The organism is Mycobacterium paraffinicum (assembly GCF_025822865.1).
GTDB classification, from domain to species: domain Bacteria; phylum Actinomycetota; class Actinomycetes; order Mycobacteriales; family Mycobacteriaceae; genus Mycobacterium; species Mycobacterium paraffinicum.
The window spans coordinates 206,186-223,781 of record NZ_JACKUR010000016.1 but is presented as its reverse complement, the minus strand read 5'-3'; the positions used below and the strand labels follow the sequence as shown (position 1 = coordinate 223,781).

Genomic DNA, 17,596 nt, shown 5'->3' with positions numbered 1-17,596 from the left:
CCTCCGAGGTGACAGCCGTCACTGTCTTATAACCTTCGGAAAAAACTTGACGGCTGTCAAGTTTGCTTTTTGACCGGCGTGGTGCAAGGTCAGGGAATGAGCAGCCATCCCGCCAGTCCGGAGCCGGGCGGGCAACGGCGCGGCGACAAGCAGCGCCAGGCGATCCTGCAGGCGGTGCGGGAACTGCTGCAGGAGAAGCCATTCGCGGAGCTGTCGGTCAGCACCATCAGCCTCCGGGCCGGGGTGGCCCGGTCGGGCTTCTACTTCTACTTCGACTCCAAGTACGCCGTACTCGCCCAGCTGATGGCCGAGGCCGCCGAGGAACTCGAAGAGCTGACCCAGGATTTCGCCCCCCGCCAGCCGGGCGAGTCACCGGAGCAGTTCGCCGAGCGCATGGTCGGCAGCGCGGCGGCCGTCTATGCGCACAACGACCCGGTGATGACCGCCTGCAACGACGCCCGCAACACCGACGTCGAGATCCGCAACCTGATGGATCAACAATTCGAGGTGGTGCTGGGTCAGATCGTCGCGATCGTCGAGGCCGAGATGAAGGCCGGGACCGCCAGCCCGATCAGCGACGACCTGCCGACACTGATCCGCACCCTGGCCGGTACCACCGCGTTGATGCTGACCGGCGATCCCATCCTGGCCGGCCGTGACAGCGATCGCGATCGCCGCGTGCGCGTGCTCGAGCGGTTGTGGCTCCACGCGCTGTGGGGCGGGCGTCCGTAGCGCGTTACCGCCGGTATCGTCACGGCAATGGGGCAGCAGGGGTATTACGCAGGCAAGCGGTGTCTGGTCACCGGCGCGGCCAGCGGCATCGGGCGGGCCACCGCGTTGCGGCTGGCCGCACAGGGCGCCGAACTCTATCTGACCGACCGCGACTCCGACGGCCTCGAGCTCACCGTGGCCGACGCCCGCGCGCTGGGCGCTCGGGTGCCCGCACACCGGGCCCTCGATATCGCCGACTACGACCAGGTGGCGGCGTTCGCCGCCGACGTCCACCGCGACCATCCGAGCATGGACGTCGTGCTCAACATCGCCGGCGTGTCCGCCTGGGGCACCGTCGACCGGCTGACGCACGATCAGTGGAGCAAGATGATCGCGATCAACCTGATGGGTCCGATCCACGTCATCGAATCGTTCGTGCCGCCGATGGTGGCCGCCCGCAACGGCGGGCACCTGGCCAACGTGTCGTCGGCGGCCGGGTTGGTCGCGCTTCCATGGCATGCCGCCTACAGCGCCAGCAAGTACGGTCTGCGCGGCCTGTCGGAGGTGCTGCGCTTCGACCTGGCCCGCCACCGCATCGGGGTGTCGGTTGTGGTGCCGGGAGCGGTGAACACCCCACTGGTCCAAACCGTCGAGATAGCCGGGGTGGACCGCGAAGACCCCAAGGTCGCGCGCTGGGTGAACCGGTTCAGCGGCCACGCCGTCTCGCCGGACAAGGCGGCCGAGAAGATCCTGGCCGGGGTGGCCAAGAACCGCTACCTGATCTACACCTCACCGGACATCCGGGCGCTGTACGCCTTCAAGCGGCTGGCCTGGTGGCCCTACAGCGTGGCGATGCGTCAGGTCAACGTCATCTTCACCCGCGCCCTGCGGCCGGCGCCGGCGCCGCTGGTCCGGCATGGCCAGTTCGAGGCGCACCCCGAGCAGCCGGACCGGGCGGTCGAGCTCGAATAGGCCCAGCACGCGCAGCGCCGCGGCGACGATGGTGTCACGGTCGGTGGTGGGCGCCTCCAGCTTGCGGATTTTGGTTCGGGTGTAGAACGTCGCGGTTCGTAGGGTAACCGCCACCCGCGTCACGATCCGGCCCGACGCGAGCACGTCCGACAACGCGTGTTCGGCGAGTTGCGTTATGGCCGAATCCATTTCGGTACGATCGGTGAGGTCGCGCGGGAAGGTGACGACGTGGCTGCGGGAGCGCGGAATCCACGGCTCGGCGCTGACGCCGGTATCACCGCCGCCCTTGGCCAGTAGCAGCAACCACAGGCCGGTGCGCGAGCCGAACACGGAAGTGAGCAGCTCGGCATCACTGTGCGCGAGCTGCCACACCGTCGTGATTCCCAGTGTGGCAAGCTTTTTCGCCGTCTTGGGGCCGACGCCCCACAGTGCGTGGACCGGGCGATGCGCCATCAGGGTCATCCAGTTCGCATCGGTGAGCGTGAAGATGCCCGCCGGTTTGGCGAAGCCGGTCGCGATCTTGGCGCGCTGCTTGTTGTCGCTGATTCCGACCGAACAGGACAGCCCGGTTTCCGACGAGATGATCGTGCGAATCTCCTCGGCCACGGCGGCCGGATCGGCCGCCGCGTCGCCGTTCAGCCCGACATACGCCTCGTCCCAGCCCCACACTTCGACCGGATGTCCCAAATCTCGCAACAGCCCCATCACCTGTTCGGATGCCGCGTCGTAAGCGGCCGCATCCGAGGGCAGAAACGTCGCATCGGGGCAGCGGCGCGCGGCGGCCCGCAACGGCATCCCGGCGTGCACGCCGAACTCGCGGGCCTCGTAGGAGGCGCAGGTGACGACCTTGCGGGGCTCGGTCGGGTCACCGTTGCCGCCGACGATGACCGGCAGCCCGGCCAGTTCGGGGTGGCGGCGCAACTCCACCGACGCCAGAAACTGGTCGAGGTCGACGTGCAGGACCCAGGCCGGGCTCATCAGCGGCCGCAGAGCTTGCGCGCCAAGCTTTCCCAGGCATCGCCGAGGGTCCGGAGGGTATGGCCGCGATCGTTGAGCTGATGCTCGACGTAGTTCACATTGAGCAGAGCGAGCAGCGCATCGGTCTGGACGTCGAGATCGCCGGTGGTATGCGCCGCCTGGAGTAACACCCGGATGTGGGTGTGGTGCACCAAGACCGGCGCGCTGTTGCGAGTCTGGGGATCGCGGTGGGCTTCCGAGAGCAGTTCGTGATGGGCATGGACGAAGCAGATCCGCTCCCGACCGAACGCCACCAGCCGGTCGATGGGCGGAGCGTCGGGCCCCAACGGGGGCGGCCCGAATAGAAAAGCCTGCTGGCTGGCTCGCTCGTCCTCGTCGAGCAGCACCATCATCAAGCCGGCGCGGCTGCCGAAGCGGCGGAACACCGTGCCTTTGCCGACGCCGGCGGCGGCGGCAACGTCGTCCATGGTGACCGCGTCGGCGCCGCGCTCGGCGATCAGGTCTCGGGCAGCCTGGAGCAAGAGCGCCCGGTTGCGCGCCGCGTCGCCCCGCTCCTGGTGCACCACCTGCGGGGCGGACAACGGCAACGAGTCCAGCCGCTCGATCATGACTGCACTTTAGCGCCGGCGGAATAAATCGGACCATAGTCCGGTTAGGGCGTGCGAGGATGGAAACCGACAACCGAAGGGAACTGCAACAGTGGCAACCAAAATCTTGGCGTTGGTGGGGAGCCTTCGGGCGGCCTCGGTGAACCGACAGATCGCCCAGCTCGCAGCCGACGTCGCGCCGGGCGACGTCACCATCACGATCTTCGAAGGGCTCGGCGAGCTGCCGTTCTACAACGAGGAGATCGACGAAGCGATGACTGCCGACGCCCCGCCGCTGGGTCCGGTGACAGCCCTGCGCACCGCGGCGGCCGAGGCCGACGCCGCGCTCGTGGTCACCCCGGAATACAACGGCAGCATTCCGGCCGTCATCAAGAACGCGATCGACTGGCTGTCCCGCCCGTTCGGTGACGGCGCGCTGAAGGGCAAGCCGCTGGCGGTCATCGGGGGCTCTTTCGGCCAATACGGCGGGGTCTGGGCGCACGACGAAACCCGCAAGTCGTTCGGGATTGCCGGCGCCCGCGTGGTCGAGTCGATCAAGCTCTCGGTGCCGTTCAAAACCCTGGAGGGCAAGGCGCCCGCGGAGCACGCCGAGCTCTCGGGGAACGTACGCGATGTCGTCGGGAAACTGGTCGCCGAAGTCGACTGATTGGCGGAAGTCAACAAGCCGGCCGCCGGACGACCAGCGAGGTTGTTGTAACCGGATAGCAGAAGCCGCCAGCCCCGGCTGGCGGCTTTGCTGGCGGCGGGGCGTGTCGGGGGATCAGGCCGGCGCCGACGGGGAGTTGTCGGTGGCCGGTGATATACCCATTCGCATGGATGACTTAGGCGAGGAATGTGACCTGCGACACGCCGGGCGTGTGTCGTCGTGAGGGCTTACGACCAGCGAATTTCAGAAATGTTATTCCGAACATCTTGTATCTCGACATCTTGTCAGCCACTAGGTGTAGTGTTTCGAGCACCGGCAGATCCCAGGTTCACCAGCCCGACCGGGGCCTGGTTGACCACCCGAAATCGGCTCGATAGGTCATTCGACCCCGACGGCCGCAGGACGGGAATCGGGGGACTTGACGGGCCGCTGTAACACAGCGAGGACAGAGTTCGTTGCAGTACCCGAGTAGTTGCCAGTCCGTACAAGTCCCACCTTCCGCAAAGGAGCGGCTTCTATGACCATCACCGTGTACACCAAGCCGGCGTGCGTGCAGTGCAGCGCCACGTTCAAGGCCCTGGACAAGCAGGGCATCGGCTACGAGAAGGTCGACATCACGCTGGACAACGAGGCGCGCGACTACGTGATGGCGCTGGGTTACCTGCAGGCCCCCGTCGTGGTGGCGGGAAGCGACCACTGGTCGGGGTTCCGGCCGGACCGCATCAAGGCAATCGCGGAATCGGCGCTCAGCGCCTGAGCAGTTAGCGGCGGACGTTAGGTAAGGAGGTTGCGGTGCAGTCGCGCAACCTGGTCTATTTCTCCTCCGTGTCGGAGAACACCCACCGCTTCGTGGAGAAGCTGGGTGTTCCCGCCACGCGGATACCGCTGCATGGCCGCATCGAGGTCGACGAGCCGTACGTGCTGATACTGCCCACGTACGGCGGCGGCCGGGCCACCCCGGACATGAATGCAGGTGGCTATGTCCCCAAGCAAGTCATCGCATTCCTGAACAACGAGCACAACCGGTCGTTGATCCGCGGCGTCATCGCCGCGGGCAACAACAACTTCGGCGCCGAATTCGCCTATGCGGGCAACGTGATCTCGCGCAAATGCGGCGTTCCCTACCTCTACCGCTTCGAACTGATGGGAACCCCGGACGACGTGGAAGCCGTCCGCGCGGGTCTGGAAGAATTCTGGAAGGAACAGACGTGCCACCAACCGTCACTGCAGAGCCTGTAACGTCCGGCGCGCACACGTTGCCCGGGGAGACGGACTACCACGCCCTGAATGCGATGCTGAACCTGTACGACGCCGACGGCAGGATTCAGTTCGACAAGGACGTGCTGGCGGCCCGCGAGTACTTCCTGCAGCACGTCAACCAGAACACGGTCTTCTTCCACAATCAGGACGAGAAGCTCGACTACCTGATTCGTGAAAACTATTACGAGCGTGAGGTTCTCGACCAGTACTCACGCAACTTCGTCAAGGAGCTGCTGGACCGCGCGTACGCCAAGAAGTTCCGGTTCCCGACGTTCCTCGGCGCGTTCAAGTACTACACCTCCTACACGCTGAAGACGTTCGACGGTAAGCGCTACCTGGAGCGCTTCGAGGACCGCGTCGTCATGGTGGCGCTCACCCTGGCCGCCGGCGACACCGGACTGGCCGAGAAGCTGGTCGACGAGATCATCGACGGCCGTTTCCAGCCGGCCACCCCGACGTTCTTGAACTCGGGCAAGAAGCAGCGCGGCGAGCCGGTGAGCTGCTTCCTGTTGCGCATCGAGGACAACATGGAGTCGATCGGGCGATCGATCAACTCCGCCCTGCAGCTGTCCAAGCGCGGCGGGGGAGTCGCGTTGCTGCTGACCAACATTCGTGAGCACGGCGCGCCGATCAAGAACATCGAGAACCAGTCCTCGGGCGTCATCCCCATCATGAAGCTGCTCGAGGACTCGTTCTCCTACGCCAACCAGCTGGGCGCGCGCCAGGGGGCCGGCGCGGTGTACCTGCACGCGCATCACCCCGACATCTACCGCTTCCTGGACACCAAGCGTGAGAACGCCGACGAGAAGATCCGGATCAAGACGCTGAGCCTGGGCGTGGTGATCCCCGACATCACCTTCGAGCTGGCCAAGAAGAACGAGGACATGTACCTGTTCTCGCCGTACGACGTCGAGCGGGTCTACGGGATGCCGTTCGCCGACATCTCGGTGACCGAGAAGTACTACGAGATGGTCGACGACGCGCGCATCCGCAAGACGAAGATCAAGGCGCGGGAGTTCTTCCAGACGCTGGCCGAGCTGCAGTTCGAGTCGGGTTACCCCTACATCATGTTCGAGGACACGGTGAACCGGGCCAACCCGATCGAGGGCAAGATCACGCACTCGAACCTGTGCTCGGAGATCCTGCAGGTGTCCACGCCGTCGGAGTTCAACGACGATCTGTCGTACTCCAAAGTGGGCAAAGACATTTCGTGCAACCTCGGGTCGCTGAACATCGCCAAGGCGATGGACTCGCCCGACTTCGCGCAGACCATCGAGGTGGCGATCCGCGCGCTGACCGCGGTGAGTGACCAGACGTCGATCACGTCGGTGCCCTCGATCGAGCAGGGCAACAACGAATCCCACGCGATCGGGCTGGGGCAGATGAACCTGCACGGCTATCTCGCCCGGGAGCGCATCTTCTACGGGTCCGAGGAAGGCATCGACTTCACCAACATCTACTTCTATACGGTGCTCTACCACGCGCTGCGGGCGTCGAACCGCATCGCCATCGAGCGGGGCAGGGCGTTCGGCGGTTTCGAGCGGTCGAAGTACAAGTCGGGGGAGTTCTTCGACAAGTACACCGAGCAGGTGTGGGAGCCGCAGACCGAGAAGGTGCGTCAGCTCTTCGCCGACGCGGACATCCGGATCCCGACCCAGGACGACTGGAAGCGGCTGAAGGAGTCGGTGCAGCAGTACGGCATCTACAACCAGAACCTGCAGGCCGTCCCGCCGACCGGATCGATCTCCTACATCAACCACTCCACCAGCTCGATCCACCCGATCGCCAGCAAGGTGGAGATCCGCAAGGAAGGCAAGATCGGCCGCGTCTACTACCCGGCGCCCTACATGACCAACGAGAACCTGGAGTACTTCCAGGACGCCTACGAGATCGGGTACGAGAAGGTCATCGACACCTACGCCGCGGCCACCCAGCACGTCGATCAGGGGCTGTCGCTGACGCTGTTCTTCAAGGACACCGCGACCACCCGCGACGTGAACAAGGCGCAGATCTACGCCTGGCGCAAGGGCATTAAGACGCTCTACTACATCCGGCTGCGGCAGATGGCTTTGGAGGGCACCGAGGTCGAGGGCTGCGTGTCCTGCATGCTCTGATCGCCGCGTCCGTTGCCTGGCGTCCAGTCTGCCCAGGTCAGCGGCTCGGGGCGGTCCCAGAGGGGTATGGTGCTTGACGTGGTGAGAATTCCGCGACCACCCCACCCCAGCGTCAAGCTGCCGGGGGCCAAGGTCGACGCGCGCAGCGAGCGGTGGCGCGAACACCGTAAGAAGGTGCGCGGCGAGATCGTGGATGCGGCGTTTCGCGCCATCGACCGCCTCGGACCCGAGCTGAGCGTGCGGGAGATCGCCGAGGAGGCCGGCACCGCCAAGCCGAAGATCTACCGGCATTTCCACGACAAGTCCGATCTGTTCCAGGCCATCGGGGAACGCCTGCGCGACATGCTCTGGACGGCGATCTTCCCGTCGGTCGACCTCAAGATCGACTCGGCCCGCGCGGTGATCCGGCGGGCCGTCGACGAGTACGTCGGCCTCGTCGACCAGCACCCCAACGTGTTGCGGGTGTTCATCCAGGGCCGCTCGGCGGCCAGCCCCCAGATCCTCAACGAGGGTCGCGGGATCACGTTGGCGATGGCCGACCTGTTCGACGACGAGCTGCGCGAGATGGAGCTCGACCATGCGGCGTTCGAGCTGGCCGCGCACGCGGCCTTCGGCTCGGCCGCATCGGCCACCGAGTGGTGGCTGGGCCCGGACCCGCAAAGCGCTCGCCGCATGCCGCGCGAGCAGTTCGTCGCCCACCTGACGACCATCATGGTGGGGGTCATCGTCGGCACCGCCGAGGTGCTCGGCATCACGATGGACCCCGACCAGCCGGTTCACAGCGTGGTGCCCAGCAACCCCGCGGCGAGCTGAGGCTGAGGACCTTTGGCACGTTGACATCGTTGCGGCGATCGTCAACACTCGTGCCATTCGATACCCTGGGTACTGGGTATTTCTAACAGGAAGATCGATCCACCGTGACCGACGTCGTGACACACGCCGAACCGACATCCGCACACCAGCCTGTGCACGCGCGCGCCATCATCATCGGGACCGGGTTCTCCGGCCTGGGCATGGCGATCAAGCTGCAGCAGCAAGGCGTGGACTTCGTGATCCTGGAGAAGTTCAACGACGTCGGCGGCACCTGGCGCGACAACAGTTACCCGGGCTGCGCCTGCGACATCCCGTCGCACCTGTATTCGTTCTCCTTCGAGCCCAAGCCTGACTGGAAGAACCCGTTCTCGTATCAGCCCGAGATCTGGGACTACCTCAAGGGTGTCACCGAGAAATACGGCCTGCGCCGCTACATCGAGTTCAACTCGCACGTCGATCGGGCCCACTGGGATGACGACGAGCAGCGCTGGCACGTCTTCACCGAAGACGGCCGCGAATTCGTCGGACAGTTCCTGATCTCCGGCGCGGGGGCGCTGCACATCCCGTCCCTGCCCGACATCGAGGGCCGCGACGAATTCCGCGGTCCCGCTTTCCATTCCGCGGAATGGGACCACAGCGTCGATTTGACCGGCAAGCGGGTGGCGATGATCGGGACCGGCGCCAGCGCGATCCAGATCGTGCCGGAGATCGTCGGGCAGGTCGCCGAACTTCAGCTCTACCAACGCACTCCGCCGTGGGTGGTGCCGCGCTCCAACCCCGAGATCCCCGCCGCGCTGCGGCGGGCCATGGCGAACGTCCCCGGCCTGCGGGCGCTGCTGCGGGTGGCGATCTATTGGGGTCAAGAGGCGCTGGCCGTCGGGATGACCAAGCGACCCAACGCGCTGAAGTTCATCGAAGCGTACGTGAAATACAACATCCGCCGGTCGGTCAAGGACCGCGAACTGCGTCGCAAGTTGACGCCGCACTATCGCATCGGCTGCAAGCGAATTCTGAACTCCTCCACCTATTACCGGGCGGTCGCGGACCCGAAGACCGAGCTGATCACCGATCACATCGCGCGGATCACGCCGGACGGGATCGTCACCGCCGACGGTAAAGAGCGCGAGGTCGACGTCATCGTGTACGGCACCGGATTTCACGTCACCGACTCCTACACCTACGTCCAGATCAAGGGCCACAACGGTGAGGACCTGGTGGACCGCTGGAACAGGGAGGGCATCGCCGCCCACCGCGGCATCACCGTCGCCGACATGCCCAACCTGTTCTTCCTGCTGGGACCGAACACCGGCCTGGGGCACAACTCGGTGGTGTTCATGATCGAGTCGCAGATTCGCTATGTGGCCAGCGCGATCAAGACCTGCGACAAGCTGGGCGTGCAGGCGCTGGCACCGACGCGCGCCGCGCAGGACGCCTTCAACGACGAGTTGCAGCGCAGGCTGGGGCCGTCGGTGTGGAACAGCGGTGGTTGCGCCAGCTGGTATCTCGACGAGCACGGCAAGAACACAGTGCTGTGGGGCGGCTACACCTGGGAGTACTGGCGGGACACCCGCTCGGTCAAGCCGGACGAGTACGAGTTCTTCGGCAACGGGTCAGGCGCCAAGCGCTTGGCGGCGACCGCGCAGGGCTGAGCCGGCGGGTAGGTATGGCCCGAGTCGGGCTCTCGGTGCTATCCATGAATTCGTCTATGAGCGGGTGTTGAGCCGCCGTCTGGTTCTACACTGGGAGGGAAATGACCGCCTACCAGACCGTTGTGGTCGGCACCGATGGCTCGGATTCGTCGCTGCTTGCGGTGGACCGCGCAGCCGCGATCGCTGCGCATCACGGCGCGAAATTGATCGTTGCGACCGCGCATCTTCCCGTTCCCGTGGAAAAAGGCCGCTACGCGATCCCACCGGGAAGCGACCACGGTCAGGACTACCGCACGGTGGGCGAGGCCCCTTTCTTCGCGATCCTGCAGAACGCCAGGGAGCGGGCGCACCAAGCCGGGGCCAAGAACGTGGAGGAAAAGCCGATCGTCGGTGCTCCCATCAATGCGCTGGTGCAGCTCGCCGAGGAGATCGAGGCCGACCTGCTCGTCGTCGGCAACGTCGGGCTCAGCAGCGTCGCCGGCCGGCTGCTGGGTTCGGTCCCATCCGAAGTCTCCCGCAGGGCCAGAACCGACGTGCTGATCGTCTACACCACCGGCTGATCGGCGGCCAGCGGTCGACCGCCTAGGCGTGTTGCGCGCTGGGCCATTCGCGTGACTTTGATCCTTTCATGAACGAGCGAAGGCTCAGGCGCACAATGCGATCCAGAATCCGGTCAGATACGACACGGCTGACCCGCGTGAGGATCGCGGCATCGCGCCCGATGGCGTAGCGGGTCCGGGGACGAGGCGCGGTCGCCGCCTTGACGATCACCTTGGCGGCGTGTTCAGCCGAGACGCCATCCTCGCCGAACGATCGGGCTTGGGCGGTGACGGCCGCCGCGAGCGCGTCATAGCGCGCGAGCTGGGCAGCGGTCATGTTGGCCATCAACGCCTCCGCAGTGGCGATTCCGCGTTCAGCCATTTCGGTTTTGACCGCGCCGGGTTCCACCACGGCGACCTTGACCCCGAGATCGCCGATCTCCCGGCGCAGGGCATCGCTGACCGCCTCGAGCGCGAACTTCGAACCGGCGTATGCGCCGTAGGTCGGCAAGACGACCTTCCCGCCGACGGAACTTATGTTCACGACGGTGCCTTTGCTTTCTAAGAGGGCCGGCAGCAGCGCCTGAGTCATCGCGATGTGTCCGAACAGGTTGACCTCAAACTGCTTGCGCCACTGCTCCATCGGCAACGTTTCCACTGGCGCATTGATCGCGATCCCGGCGTTGTTGACCAGCGCGCGAAGGGGGCGATGCAGTGGATCGTTCGCGACGCGCCCGGCGATGGCGGCCACGTCCGATTCGACCGTGATGTCCAGGATGTGCGGTTCGATGCGATCGGCCCGCAGCGCGTCGGCGTCGACGTCGCGACGCACGCCGGCGAGCACGTGAAAACCATTGCGGACCAATAGCCGTGCGGTAGCGGCGCCCATGCCTGTGGATGCACCGGTCACGACGATCAGCTGGTTGCGGTCGGTGGAATGCGGGGAAGTCACGGCGGTCTCCAAACGTTTGAGTTGACGCTGTCATCTCAAACTAACAGCCTGGTTGACGTTGTCAACTGGAGTGCCGTCATATGCTCGGCGGGTGACGACACGTGCGGAGAGCGCGGCGGCCACTCGTCGTTCGCTACTCGAGGCCGCGGAGGTTCTGCTCGACCTCGGCGGAGTCGAGGCAGTAACGCTGCGAGAGGTGGGCGCTCGCAGCGGCGTGTCGCGCTCGGCCGCATACCGCCACTTCGCCGACAAGCAATCGCTGCTCACCGTCCTCGCCACGAGCGCGCTGAGCGAATTGGGCGATGCTCTCGAGGTATTGGCCGCCAGCGACGACCCGCCCGAGATGACATTGCGCTCCGGTTTGCTTTCGCTGATCGCCCTCGGCCGCGACCGGCCGCACCTTTATCGCCTGATGTTCACCCCACCCCCGGGCGATCCCCCTGAGGCGGCGGTCCGGGCCGCCGAACGGACGCAGGACCTGTTCCTGGGCATCGTGGGCCGCATCACCGGTCCCCGGCGGGCACGGCTTTACGGCGCGCTGCTTCTCACCACCGCCCACGGCATCACCGGCTTGGACCTCAGCGGCCACCTCGATTTGGACAAGTGGCACACCGACGCCGAGGAACTCGTGGACACGATCATCGCCCTGTTGCCCAAGGAGAAGTGAGGCGGATCAGGCTCCGCGCCTGAGGAGTTCGGTGAAGGCATGCGCAGCGGCGTCGACACCGGCCTGGTCGTCGGTGGCGGCGAGATCCAGCAGCAGGCCGCGGATGACGGCGAGTCCGAGTCGGGCCAGCGCGGGATCCGAATCGCCGTCCAGCCTCCCTATCTCCGCGAGCCAGCCGTCGACCGCCCCGGGAACCATTCGCGTGAACGGCTTTTCACCCTGGGCCGCGCGGGCATAGCACTCGAAGAAGAGGCGTTCGGCTTGGCGCAGCTCGGGACGGCGGACGTCGGCCCACATGGCGGCGAAACCCTCGGCCGGCGTCGTTGGCAGGCCGGCCAGCACGCCCATCTGGCGGCGCTCCACCTCCTCGACGACGGCCAGCAACAAATCCTCTCGAGACCCGAAGTGATGCAACAACATTCGATGGCTGGTGCCCACCGCGGCGGCCACGTCGCGCAACGACCGGTCGCCGACGCCGCCCGCCGCGAACTCGGCGACCAGCGCGTCGAGCAGCTGCCGCCGCCGTTCGGAGTCAGGAGTGCGCGTCATCGGCGCGGCTGAGCTGCTCAGACCGGGCCTTGAGTCCTTGCGCCTCGAGTTCCAGGAATCGCTTGGTCTTGTTGAGCATCAGGCGCCCGACCAACGCGCCGAGCAGACCGCGCTGATCCAACTGCTGGCGCACCAGGGTCCGGCCGCCGGGTTGCGGGAGCACGTCGTGCCGGGCGCTCACCCGCACGCCGGGGGAGCGTTGCACCCAGGTCCATGACGCTCCCGGATCGATGTCGGTGACCTTCCAGACCAGCTTCGACATGCCGGGCTGCTTGATGGTGAACCGCTTGCCGGCCCCGAGCGTGGGGCCGTCCCGTCCGACCAGCGACGTCACCGAGGCGGTCCACTCGGGCCAGCGCTCCACGTCGCTGAAGACATCCCACACCAGCTGCGGCGACGCATCGATCTCGACACTGTCTTCGGTAAACATGTACCAAATGGTACATCCTGCGTGTGGTTTTGGGTAGATACTGGGAGGGGAGTGCAACTGAATGCGGGGTGGGTCCGCGACACGCAAACACAAGTTCTTGTGTTCCGCTCCGTTGTCGTACCCCAGGGGTAGTGTTTGGAGCCTGACGTCCCTCAGGCAAAACGGCGGGTGAAGTGGGGTTCTGGTGACCGAAAACATGAAGCTGATTGACCGCGTTTCGGCGATCAACTGGAACCGGCTGCAGGACGAGAAGGACGCCGAGGTCTGGGACCGGCTGACCGGAAACTTCTGGCTGCCCGAGAAGGTGCCGGTGTCCAACGACCTCCCGTCCTGGGCCACGCTGACCGCCGGTGAGAAGCAGCTGACGATGCGGGTGTTCACCGGGCTGACGCTGCTGGACACCATCCAGGGCACCGTCGGCGCGGTCAGCCTCATCCCGGACGCGCTGACGCCGCACGAGGAAGCCGTCTACACCAACATCGCGTTCATGGAGTCGGTGCATGCGCGCAGCTACAGCAACATCTTCTCCACACTGTGCTCGACCGCCGAGATCGACGACGCCTTCCGCTGGTCGGAGGAGAACCCCAACCTGCAGCGCAAGGCCGAGATCGTCATGCAGTACTACAAGGGCGACGAGCCGCTCAAGCGCAAGGTGGCCTCCACGCTGCTGGAGAGTTTCCTGTTCTACTCCGGCTTCTACCTGCCGATGTACTGGTCGAGCCGGGCCAAGCTGACCAACACCGCCGACATGATCCGGTTGATCATCCGCGACGAGGCCGTGCACGGCTACTACATCGGCTACAAGTACCAGCGCGGGCTGGCGCTGGTCGACGAGGTCAAGCGCGCCGAGCTCAAGGACTACACCTACGAGCTGCTCTTCGAGCTCTACGACAACGAGGTGGAGTACACCCAGGACCTCTACGACGCGGTCGGGCTGACCGAGGACGTCAAGAAGTTCCTGCGTTACAACGCCAACAAGGCGCTGATGAACCTCGGCTACGAGGCGCTGTTCCCGCGGGACGAGACCGACGTGAACCCGGCAATCCTGTCGGCGCTCTCACCCAACGCCGACGAGAACCACGACTTCTTCTCGGGTTCCGGGTCGTCCTACGTGATCGGCAAGGCCGTCGTCACCGAGGACGAGGACTGGGACTTCTAAAACTGCAGGTTGGTTGAGAATCGGGCCGGCCGCACACGTCGGGGGGGAGGGACTGGGGCCGGCCCGATCTTTTATTCAGACACCGGCTGGGCCGATTTTCTTCCCGCAGGATTCTTGGTGTTCGACGCCGGCGCCGGCACCCAGGCCTGCAATACTTTGCGGCCGATCAACTGGCAGCCGTGGGTATGCGCCAATTGCTTTGCGGCCCTGGTGAATTCCTGATTGCTCACCACGATGCTCCTGGCGCACCCATGGTGGCGGGCGCCGGAGACCACCTGCTGGACGGCGGCGACGCCCACCGATTTGCCGTAGCGCTTGCACTGGACCGCCACCGAGTGGCCGTCCTTTTCCGCGATCAGGTCGACTCCATAGTCGCCGACCGGAGGCGTGAACGTGACCCGCCAGCCCGCGCGGCGCAGGCGGGCGGCCACGTAGCCCTCGAACTCCACCCCGTCCATCGCGTCAACGGCCGCGAATGCGGCCCGTCCCCCGCGCGGCCATTGACGGTTGGTTGACCACCCGGCCAGCACCTCGAGCAGCAGCATCAGGTAGAACGCCACGAAAGCCATCCCGGGGCTGCGGTCGACGACGCCGACGACCGCGCCGCAGGCCAACGGGAGCATGACGAGCGCCTTGAGCACGCCTCGATCGTAGGGATGGCCGACGACAAGACGGGCCATTTAACCTCAGGCGCCGCGCCCGACCCGGACATGTTCGGGCAATGAACGGCATGTGAATTGTGGGCACGGAGTGACCGCTCGCTAGCGCCGGTGATGCCACTGCCCTGACACTGTTCTGGTGACGCAAACCGCATCCTCCGAGAAGGATCACCGCCACCATTTCTGCCGTTCAGTGATCCAGTGGCTGCAGGTCGGCTACCCGAACGGCGTCCCCGGCCCGGACCGCGTGCCGCTGATGGCATTGCTGCGCAGCACACCGCTGACCGAAGACCAGATCCGCGAGGTGGTGCGCCACATCACCGCGCAGGAAGGGTCTCCGGAGACCATCGATCACCCGATCGATCGCGACGAAATCGCCGAATTTATCTCCGACATGACGCAATTCGACGCCGGCAAGGAAAACATCATCCGGGTGGCTGCCACGTTGGCCGCGGCCGGATGGCCGCTGGCCGGCATCGACGTCAGCGAGGTCGTTCCCGACGACGAGCACGCGGAGGCGGCCGAAGTCATCGCCCGCGACTGCGCGCCCGATGAACCGTCCGAGGTCGCCTCATAGCTTCGAGATGTCGATGACGAAGCGGTAGCGAACGTCGCTCGCCAGGACGCGCTCGTAGGCCTCATTGATGTAACCCGGCTCGATCAGCTCGATTTCGGGCGTCACGTCGTGTTCGGCGCAGAAGTCCAGCATTTCCTGGGTTTCGGCGATCCCGCCGATGTTCGACCCGGAGAGGCTGCGCCGCGCCAACGCCAACGGGAACGCCCCCACCTCCATGGGGTGCTCGGGAATACCCAATTCGACGAGGGTGCCGTCGACGTCGAGCAGGCTGAGGTAGTCGTTGAGTTTCAGGTTCGCCGAAACGGTGTTCAGGATCAGGTCGAAGCTGTTCCGCAACTTCGTGAAGGTGTCGCGGTCGGCGGTGGCGTAGTAGTGCTTGGCGCCCAGCCGCAGGCCGTCCTCCATCTTCTTCAGCGACTGCGACAGCACCGTCACCTCGGCGCCCATCGCCGCGCCGAGCTTGACGCCCATGTGTCCCAGGCCACCGAGGCCGATGATCGCCAGCCGCGTCCCCTCGCCGGCCTTCCAGTGCCGCAGCGGCGAGAACAGCGTGACGCCCGCGCACAGCAGCGGCGCCGCCTTGTCCAGCGGCAGCGAGTCGGGGATGCGCACCACGAAGTTCTCGTCGACGACGACGCCCTGGCTGTAGCCGCCCTGCGTCGGCGTGCCGTCTTTGTCGATGGAGTTGTAGGTGAAGGTCGCGCCCGGCTTGCAGTACTGCTCGAGCCCGGCCTTGCAGCTGCTGCACTGGCCGCAGGAGTTCACCATGCAGCCCACGCCGACGTGGTCGCCGACCTGGTACTTGCTGACCTCGGAGCCGACCGCGGAGACGACGCCGGCGATCTCATGGCCGGGCACCACGGGGTAGTTCGGCGTACCCCACTCGGCCTTGACGGTGTGGATGTCGGAGTGGCAGATCCCGGCGAACTTGATGTCGATCGCCACGTCGTGTGGGCCGGGGTCACGCCGCTCGATGGTGGTCTTGGTCAACGGTTCGGTCGCCGAGGTCGCGGCGTAGGCCGAAACAGTGCTCATAAATATCCCTCTTCGATGTGGTCGCGTCTGCAAAAAGTTTAGCTAAGGTAATGGTCCCGGGCCACCGGGCGCCGCTCGTTATCACCTTAGGGCCGGAAGTACCCGCACGCCCGCGCGCTAATTGATGGGGGCGTTGACCAGGCGTAGGTCGTCGACGATGCCGCGGGCCGCGACCAGGCCCTCGCCGGTCTGCCACAGCTCGTCGTTGACGACGTAGACGCGGTTGTCGTGGTTGGCGGACAGCTTGCGCCACGGGTTGCTGTCCAGCACGGTGGCGGCGCGCTGGGCGGCCGCCGGTGACGCACACGACACATAGACGACGTCGGCATCGGCGGCGGAGAGGTCCGGGTTCTTGGCCAGGTCGTCGTCGGTGGCGCGGATCTCGATGTAGGGCTTGTCGGTGAACCGCTGGGCTGCCGGCCGGTCCACCCCGACGGCGCCCAGCACGCTGGCCGGGAAGTTGTTGGTGCCGTAGATCCGGATCGTATCGGTGGTCAGCTGCACGATGGACGCTTGGAAGTGGGACGCGTCATGCCGGGCGCCGACGTCGCCGGCCCGCTGCGAAAAGCCGTTGAGCAGCGCGTCCATCGCGGCACCGCGCGCCGTCGCGGCGCCCACGCCGCGCAGGTTCTCTTCCCAGGCGGAGCCGGGGGCCGCGGTGAACACCGTCGGGGCGATCGCGGCCAGCTGCGGGTAGAGCTTGGGCGTCAACCCCTGCGAGCCCAGGATGAGGTCGGGGTGGGTCGCCGCGATGCCGGCCAGGTCCGGTTTGCTGCGGGTACCGACGCCGGGCACGCCGCGCACCGCGCTGCCCAGGTAGGCGGGCTGGCTCGAGGACCCGTCCGGCAGCGCGGCGGCGACCACCCGCGATTGCAGGCCGAGCGCGCACAGGGCGTCGAGCTGGTCGCCCGAGAGCACCACGATGCGCTGAGGCTCGGCGGGCACCTGCACCACGTCCGGGTTGACGCCGGCCGCGTTGTGGGCCTGCCGCGTCTTCGGCCCCGGATCGGCCGCGGCGGCATCCCGTGCGCATGACTCGTCGGGGCGGCGGTCGTTTCCGAGCACGCCCGCCCCGGCGATCTGGGTGGTGGGGGTGACCAGCGTGGGAGTCGGCGCCTTGGTCCCGGGCTGGCCGGATCCGCAGCCGCTGCATGCGACGGCGATTGCCGCCGCCAGCGCGGCGGCCGCGCGCAGGGACGCGGGTCGGGTCACGCCGAAAAGCACGCGTCAGACGCTAACACCCACCCGCGCGCAGCCCGGCACTCCGAGCCGACACGC

General features: G+C 66.1%; 19 protein-coding genes and 1 pseudogene. 12 read left to right on the top strand and 8 right to left on the bottom strand.

Annotation, left to right across the window (positions count from 1 at the left end; translation table 11 throughout):
* Positions 1 to 96 precede the first annotated feature (96 nt).
* Together H7J89_RS06280 and H7J89_RS06275 are read left to right on the top strand one after the other, a co-directional pair.
* Positions 97 to 732: a TetR/AcrR family transcriptional regulator gene (locus H7J89_RS06280; protein ID WP_264037805.1), complete on the top strand. Its 636-nt coding sequence runs from the start codon at positions 97 to 99 to the stop codon at positions 730 to 732.
* Between the two features lie 27 nt (positions 733 to 759).
* Positions 760 to 1,683, top strand: a complete 924-nt coding sequence (locus H7J89_RS06275) for an SDR family oxidoreductase (protein WP_264037796.1) — start codon at positions 760 to 762, stop codon at positions 1,681 to 1,683.
* Here H7J89_RS06275 and H7J89_RS06270 read toward each other — a convergent pair.
* Both H7J89_RS06270 and H7J89_RS06265 read right to left on the bottom strand, forming a co-directional pair.
* Positions 1,630 to 2,661: pseudogene (locus H7J89_RS06270) on the bottom strand (DNA polymerase IV); the annotation flags it as partial. The gene H7J89_RS06275 and the pseudogene H7J89_RS06270 overlap by 54 nt on opposite strands.
* Complete coding sequence (locus H7J89_RS06265) at positions 2,661 to 3,269, bottom strand: TetR/AcrR family transcriptional regulator (protein ID WP_264037788.1); 609 nt, start codon at positions 3,267 to 3,269, stop codon at positions 2,661 to 2,663. The pseudogene H7J89_RS06270 and the gene H7J89_RS06265, both read right to left, overlap by 1 nt.
* 91 nt (positions 3,270 to 3,360) lie before the next feature.
* On the opposite strand from H7J89_RS06265, the gene H7J89_RS06260 reads away from it, so the two are divergent.
* The 7 genes from H7J89_RS06260 (at position 3,361) to H7J89_RS06230 (ending at position 10,311) form a co-directional block, all read left to right on the top strand.
* Positions 3,361 to 3,915 carry an NAD(P)H-dependent oxidoreductase gene (locus H7J89_RS06260; protein WP_067210891.1) on the top strand — a complete coding sequence of 185 codons (555 nt, stop codon included), beginning with the start codon at positions 3,361 to 3,363 and terminating at the stop codon, positions 3,913 to 3,915.
* A gap of 517 nt (positions 3,916 to 4,432) precedes the next feature.
* Positions 4,433 to 4,672 (top strand): glutaredoxin-like protein NrdH, encoded by a 240-nt coding sequence (nrdH, locus tag H7J89_RS06255; RefSeq protein WP_067737242.1) that lies wholly within the window; start codon positions 4,433 to 4,435, stop codon positions 4,670 to 4,672.
* Between the two features lie 35 nt (positions 4,673 to 4,707).
* The gene (nrdI, locus tag H7J89_RS06250; RefSeq protein ID WP_264037765.1) at positions 4,708 to 5,154 is read left to right on the top strand and encodes a class Ib ribonucleoside-diphosphate reductase assembly flavoprotein NrdI; all 447 of its coding nucleotides are present in this window, start codon (positions 4,708 to 4,710) and stop codon (positions 5,152 to 5,154) included.
* On the top strand, positions 5,124 to 7,289 hold the full coding sequence (gene nrdE, locus H7J89_RS06245) for a class 1b ribonucleoside-diphosphate reductase subunit alpha (protein WP_264037745.1): 2,166 nt from the start codon (positions 5,124 to 5,126) through the stop codon (positions 7,287 to 7,289). Before nrdI ends, nrdE begins: the two co-directional genes overlap by 31 nt.
* A 78-nt stretch (positions 7,290 to 7,367) precedes the next feature.
* Positions 7,368 to 8,102, top strand: coding sequence for a TetR/AcrR family transcriptional regulator (locus H7J89_RS06240; RefSeq protein WP_264037737.1), 735 nt, complete (start codon positions 7,368 to 7,370; stop codon positions 8,100 to 8,102).
* Between the two features lie 104 nt (positions 8,103 to 8,206).
* Positions 8,207 to 9,751, top strand: a complete 1,545-nt coding sequence (locus H7J89_RS06235) for a flavin-containing monooxygenase (RefSeq protein WP_264037728.1) — start codon at positions 8,207 to 8,209, stop codon at positions 9,749 to 9,751.
* Positions 9,752 to 9,852: 101 nt separating this feature from the next.
* A complete protein-coding gene (locus H7J89_RS06230; RefSeq protein WP_264037721.1) occupies positions 9,853 to 10,311 on the top strand; it encodes a universal stress protein in 459 nt (152 codons plus the stop codon).
* A gap of 22 nt (positions 10,312 to 10,333) precedes the next feature.
* Here H7J89_RS06230 and H7J89_RS06225 read toward each other — a convergent pair whose 3' ends face one another.
* Positions 10,334 to 11,242, bottom strand: coding sequence for an SDR family oxidoreductase (locus tag H7J89_RS06225; RefSeq protein WP_264037712.1), 909 nt, complete (start codon positions 11,240 to 11,242; stop codon positions 10,334 to 10,336).
* A gap of 91 nt (positions 11,243 to 11,333) precedes the next feature.
* Here H7J89_RS06225 and H7J89_RS06220 point away from each other — a divergent pair, with 91 nt between their 5' ends.
* Positions 11,334 to 11,909: a TetR/AcrR family transcriptional regulator gene (locus H7J89_RS06220; RefSeq protein WP_264037703.1), complete on the top strand. Its 576-nt coding sequence runs from the start codon at positions 11,334 to 11,336 to the stop codon at positions 11,907 to 11,909.
* 6 nt (positions 11,910 to 11,915) lie between these two features.
* On the opposite strand, the gene H7J89_RS06215 is transcribed toward H7J89_RS06220, so the two are convergent.
* Together H7J89_RS06215 and H7J89_RS06210 are read right to left on the bottom strand one after the other, a co-directional pair.
* Positions 11,916 to 12,458, bottom strand: a complete 543-nt coding sequence (locus H7J89_RS06215) for a TetR/AcrR family transcriptional regulator (protein ID WP_264037696.1) — start codon at positions 12,456 to 12,458, stop codon at positions 11,916 to 11,918.
* Entirely contained in the window at positions 12,442 to 12,888 is a 447-nt protein-coding gene (locus H7J89_RS06210; protein WP_264037689.1) for an SRPBCC family protein, read from the bottom strand. Before H7J89_RS06210 ends, H7J89_RS06215 begins: the two co-directional genes overlap by 17 nt.
* Before the next feature lie 184 nt (positions 12,889 to 13,072).
* Here H7J89_RS06210 and nrdF point away from each other — a divergent pair, with 184 nt between their 5' ends.
* Entirely contained in the window at positions 13,073 to 14,047 is a 975-nt protein-coding gene (gene nrdF, locus H7J89_RS06205; protein ID WP_264037680.1) for a class 1b ribonucleoside-diphosphate reductase subunit beta, read from the top strand.
* A gap of 71 nt (positions 14,048 to 14,118) precedes the next feature.
* Here nrdF and H7J89_RS06200 read toward each other — a convergent pair whose 3' ends face one another.
* Entirely contained in the window at positions 14,119 to 14,727 is a 609-nt protein-coding gene (locus H7J89_RS06200) for a restriction endonuclease (protein WP_264037673.1), read from the bottom strand.
* A 118-nt stretch (positions 14,728 to 14,845) separates the two neighbouring features.
* On the opposite strand from H7J89_RS06200, the gene H7J89_RS06195 reads away from it, so the two are divergent.
* Positions 14,846 to 15,283 (top strand): DUF3349 domain-containing protein, encoded by a 438-nt coding sequence (locus H7J89_RS06195; protein WP_264037666.1) that lies wholly within the window; start codon positions 14,846 to 14,848, stop codon positions 15,281 to 15,283.
* Here the strand turns inward: H7J89_RS06195 and H7J89_RS06190 are convergent.
* Together H7J89_RS06190 and H7J89_RS06185 are read right to left on the bottom strand one after the other, a co-directional pair.
* A complete protein-coding gene (locus tag H7J89_RS06190; RefSeq protein WP_264037664.1) occupies positions 15,278 to 16,318 on the bottom strand; it encodes an NAD(P)-dependent alcohol dehydrogenase in 1,041 nt (346 codons plus the stop codon). The two genes, H7J89_RS06195 and H7J89_RS06190, sit on opposite strands and share 6 nt — an antisense overlap.
* Before the next feature lie 117 nt (positions 16,319 to 16,435).
* Positions 16,436 to 17,512, bottom strand: coding sequence for an iron-siderophore ABC transporter substrate-binding protein (locus H7J89_RS06185; protein ID WP_264040152.1), 1,077 nt, complete (start codon positions 17,510 to 17,512; stop codon positions 16,436 to 16,438).
* Positions 17,513 to 17,596: the final 84 nt, after the last annotated feature.

Coding starts and splice junctions, on each gene's coding strand:
- nrdH (WP_067737242.1), top strand. CDS start 4,433: ATGACCATCACCGTGTACACCAAGCCGGCGTGCGTGCAGTGCAGCGCC.
- H7J89_RS06210 (WP_264037689.1), bottom strand. CDS start 12,888: ATGTTTACCGAAGACAGTGTCGAGATCGATGCGTCGCCGCAGCTGGTG.
- H7J89_RS06230 (WP_264037721.1), top strand. CDS start 9,853: ATGACCGCCTACCAGACCGTTGTGGTCGGCACCGATGGCTCGGATTCG.
- H7J89_RS06280 (WP_264037805.1), top strand. CDS start 97: ATGAGCAGCCATCCCGCCAGTCCGGAGCCGGGCGGGCAACGGCGCGGC.
- H7J89_RS06190 (WP_264037664.1), bottom strand. CDS start 16,318: ATGAGCACTGTTTCGGCCTACGCCGCGACCTCGGCGACCGAACCGTTG.
- H7J89_RS06200 (WP_264037673.1), bottom strand. CDS start 14,727: ATGGCCCGTCTTGTCGTCGGCCATCCCTACGATCGAGGCGTGCTCAAG.
- H7J89_RS06265 (WP_264037788.1), bottom strand. CDS start 3,269: ATGATCGAGCGGCTGGACTCGTTGCCGTTGTCCGCCCCGCAGGTGGTG.
- H7J89_RS06215 (WP_264037696.1), bottom strand. CDS start 12,458: ATGACGCGCACTCCTGACTCCGAACGGCGGCGGCAGCTGCTCGACGCG.
- H7J89_RS06275 (WP_264037796.1), top strand. CDS start 760: ATGGGGCAGCAGGGGTATTACGCAGGCAAGCGGTGTCTGGTCACCGGC.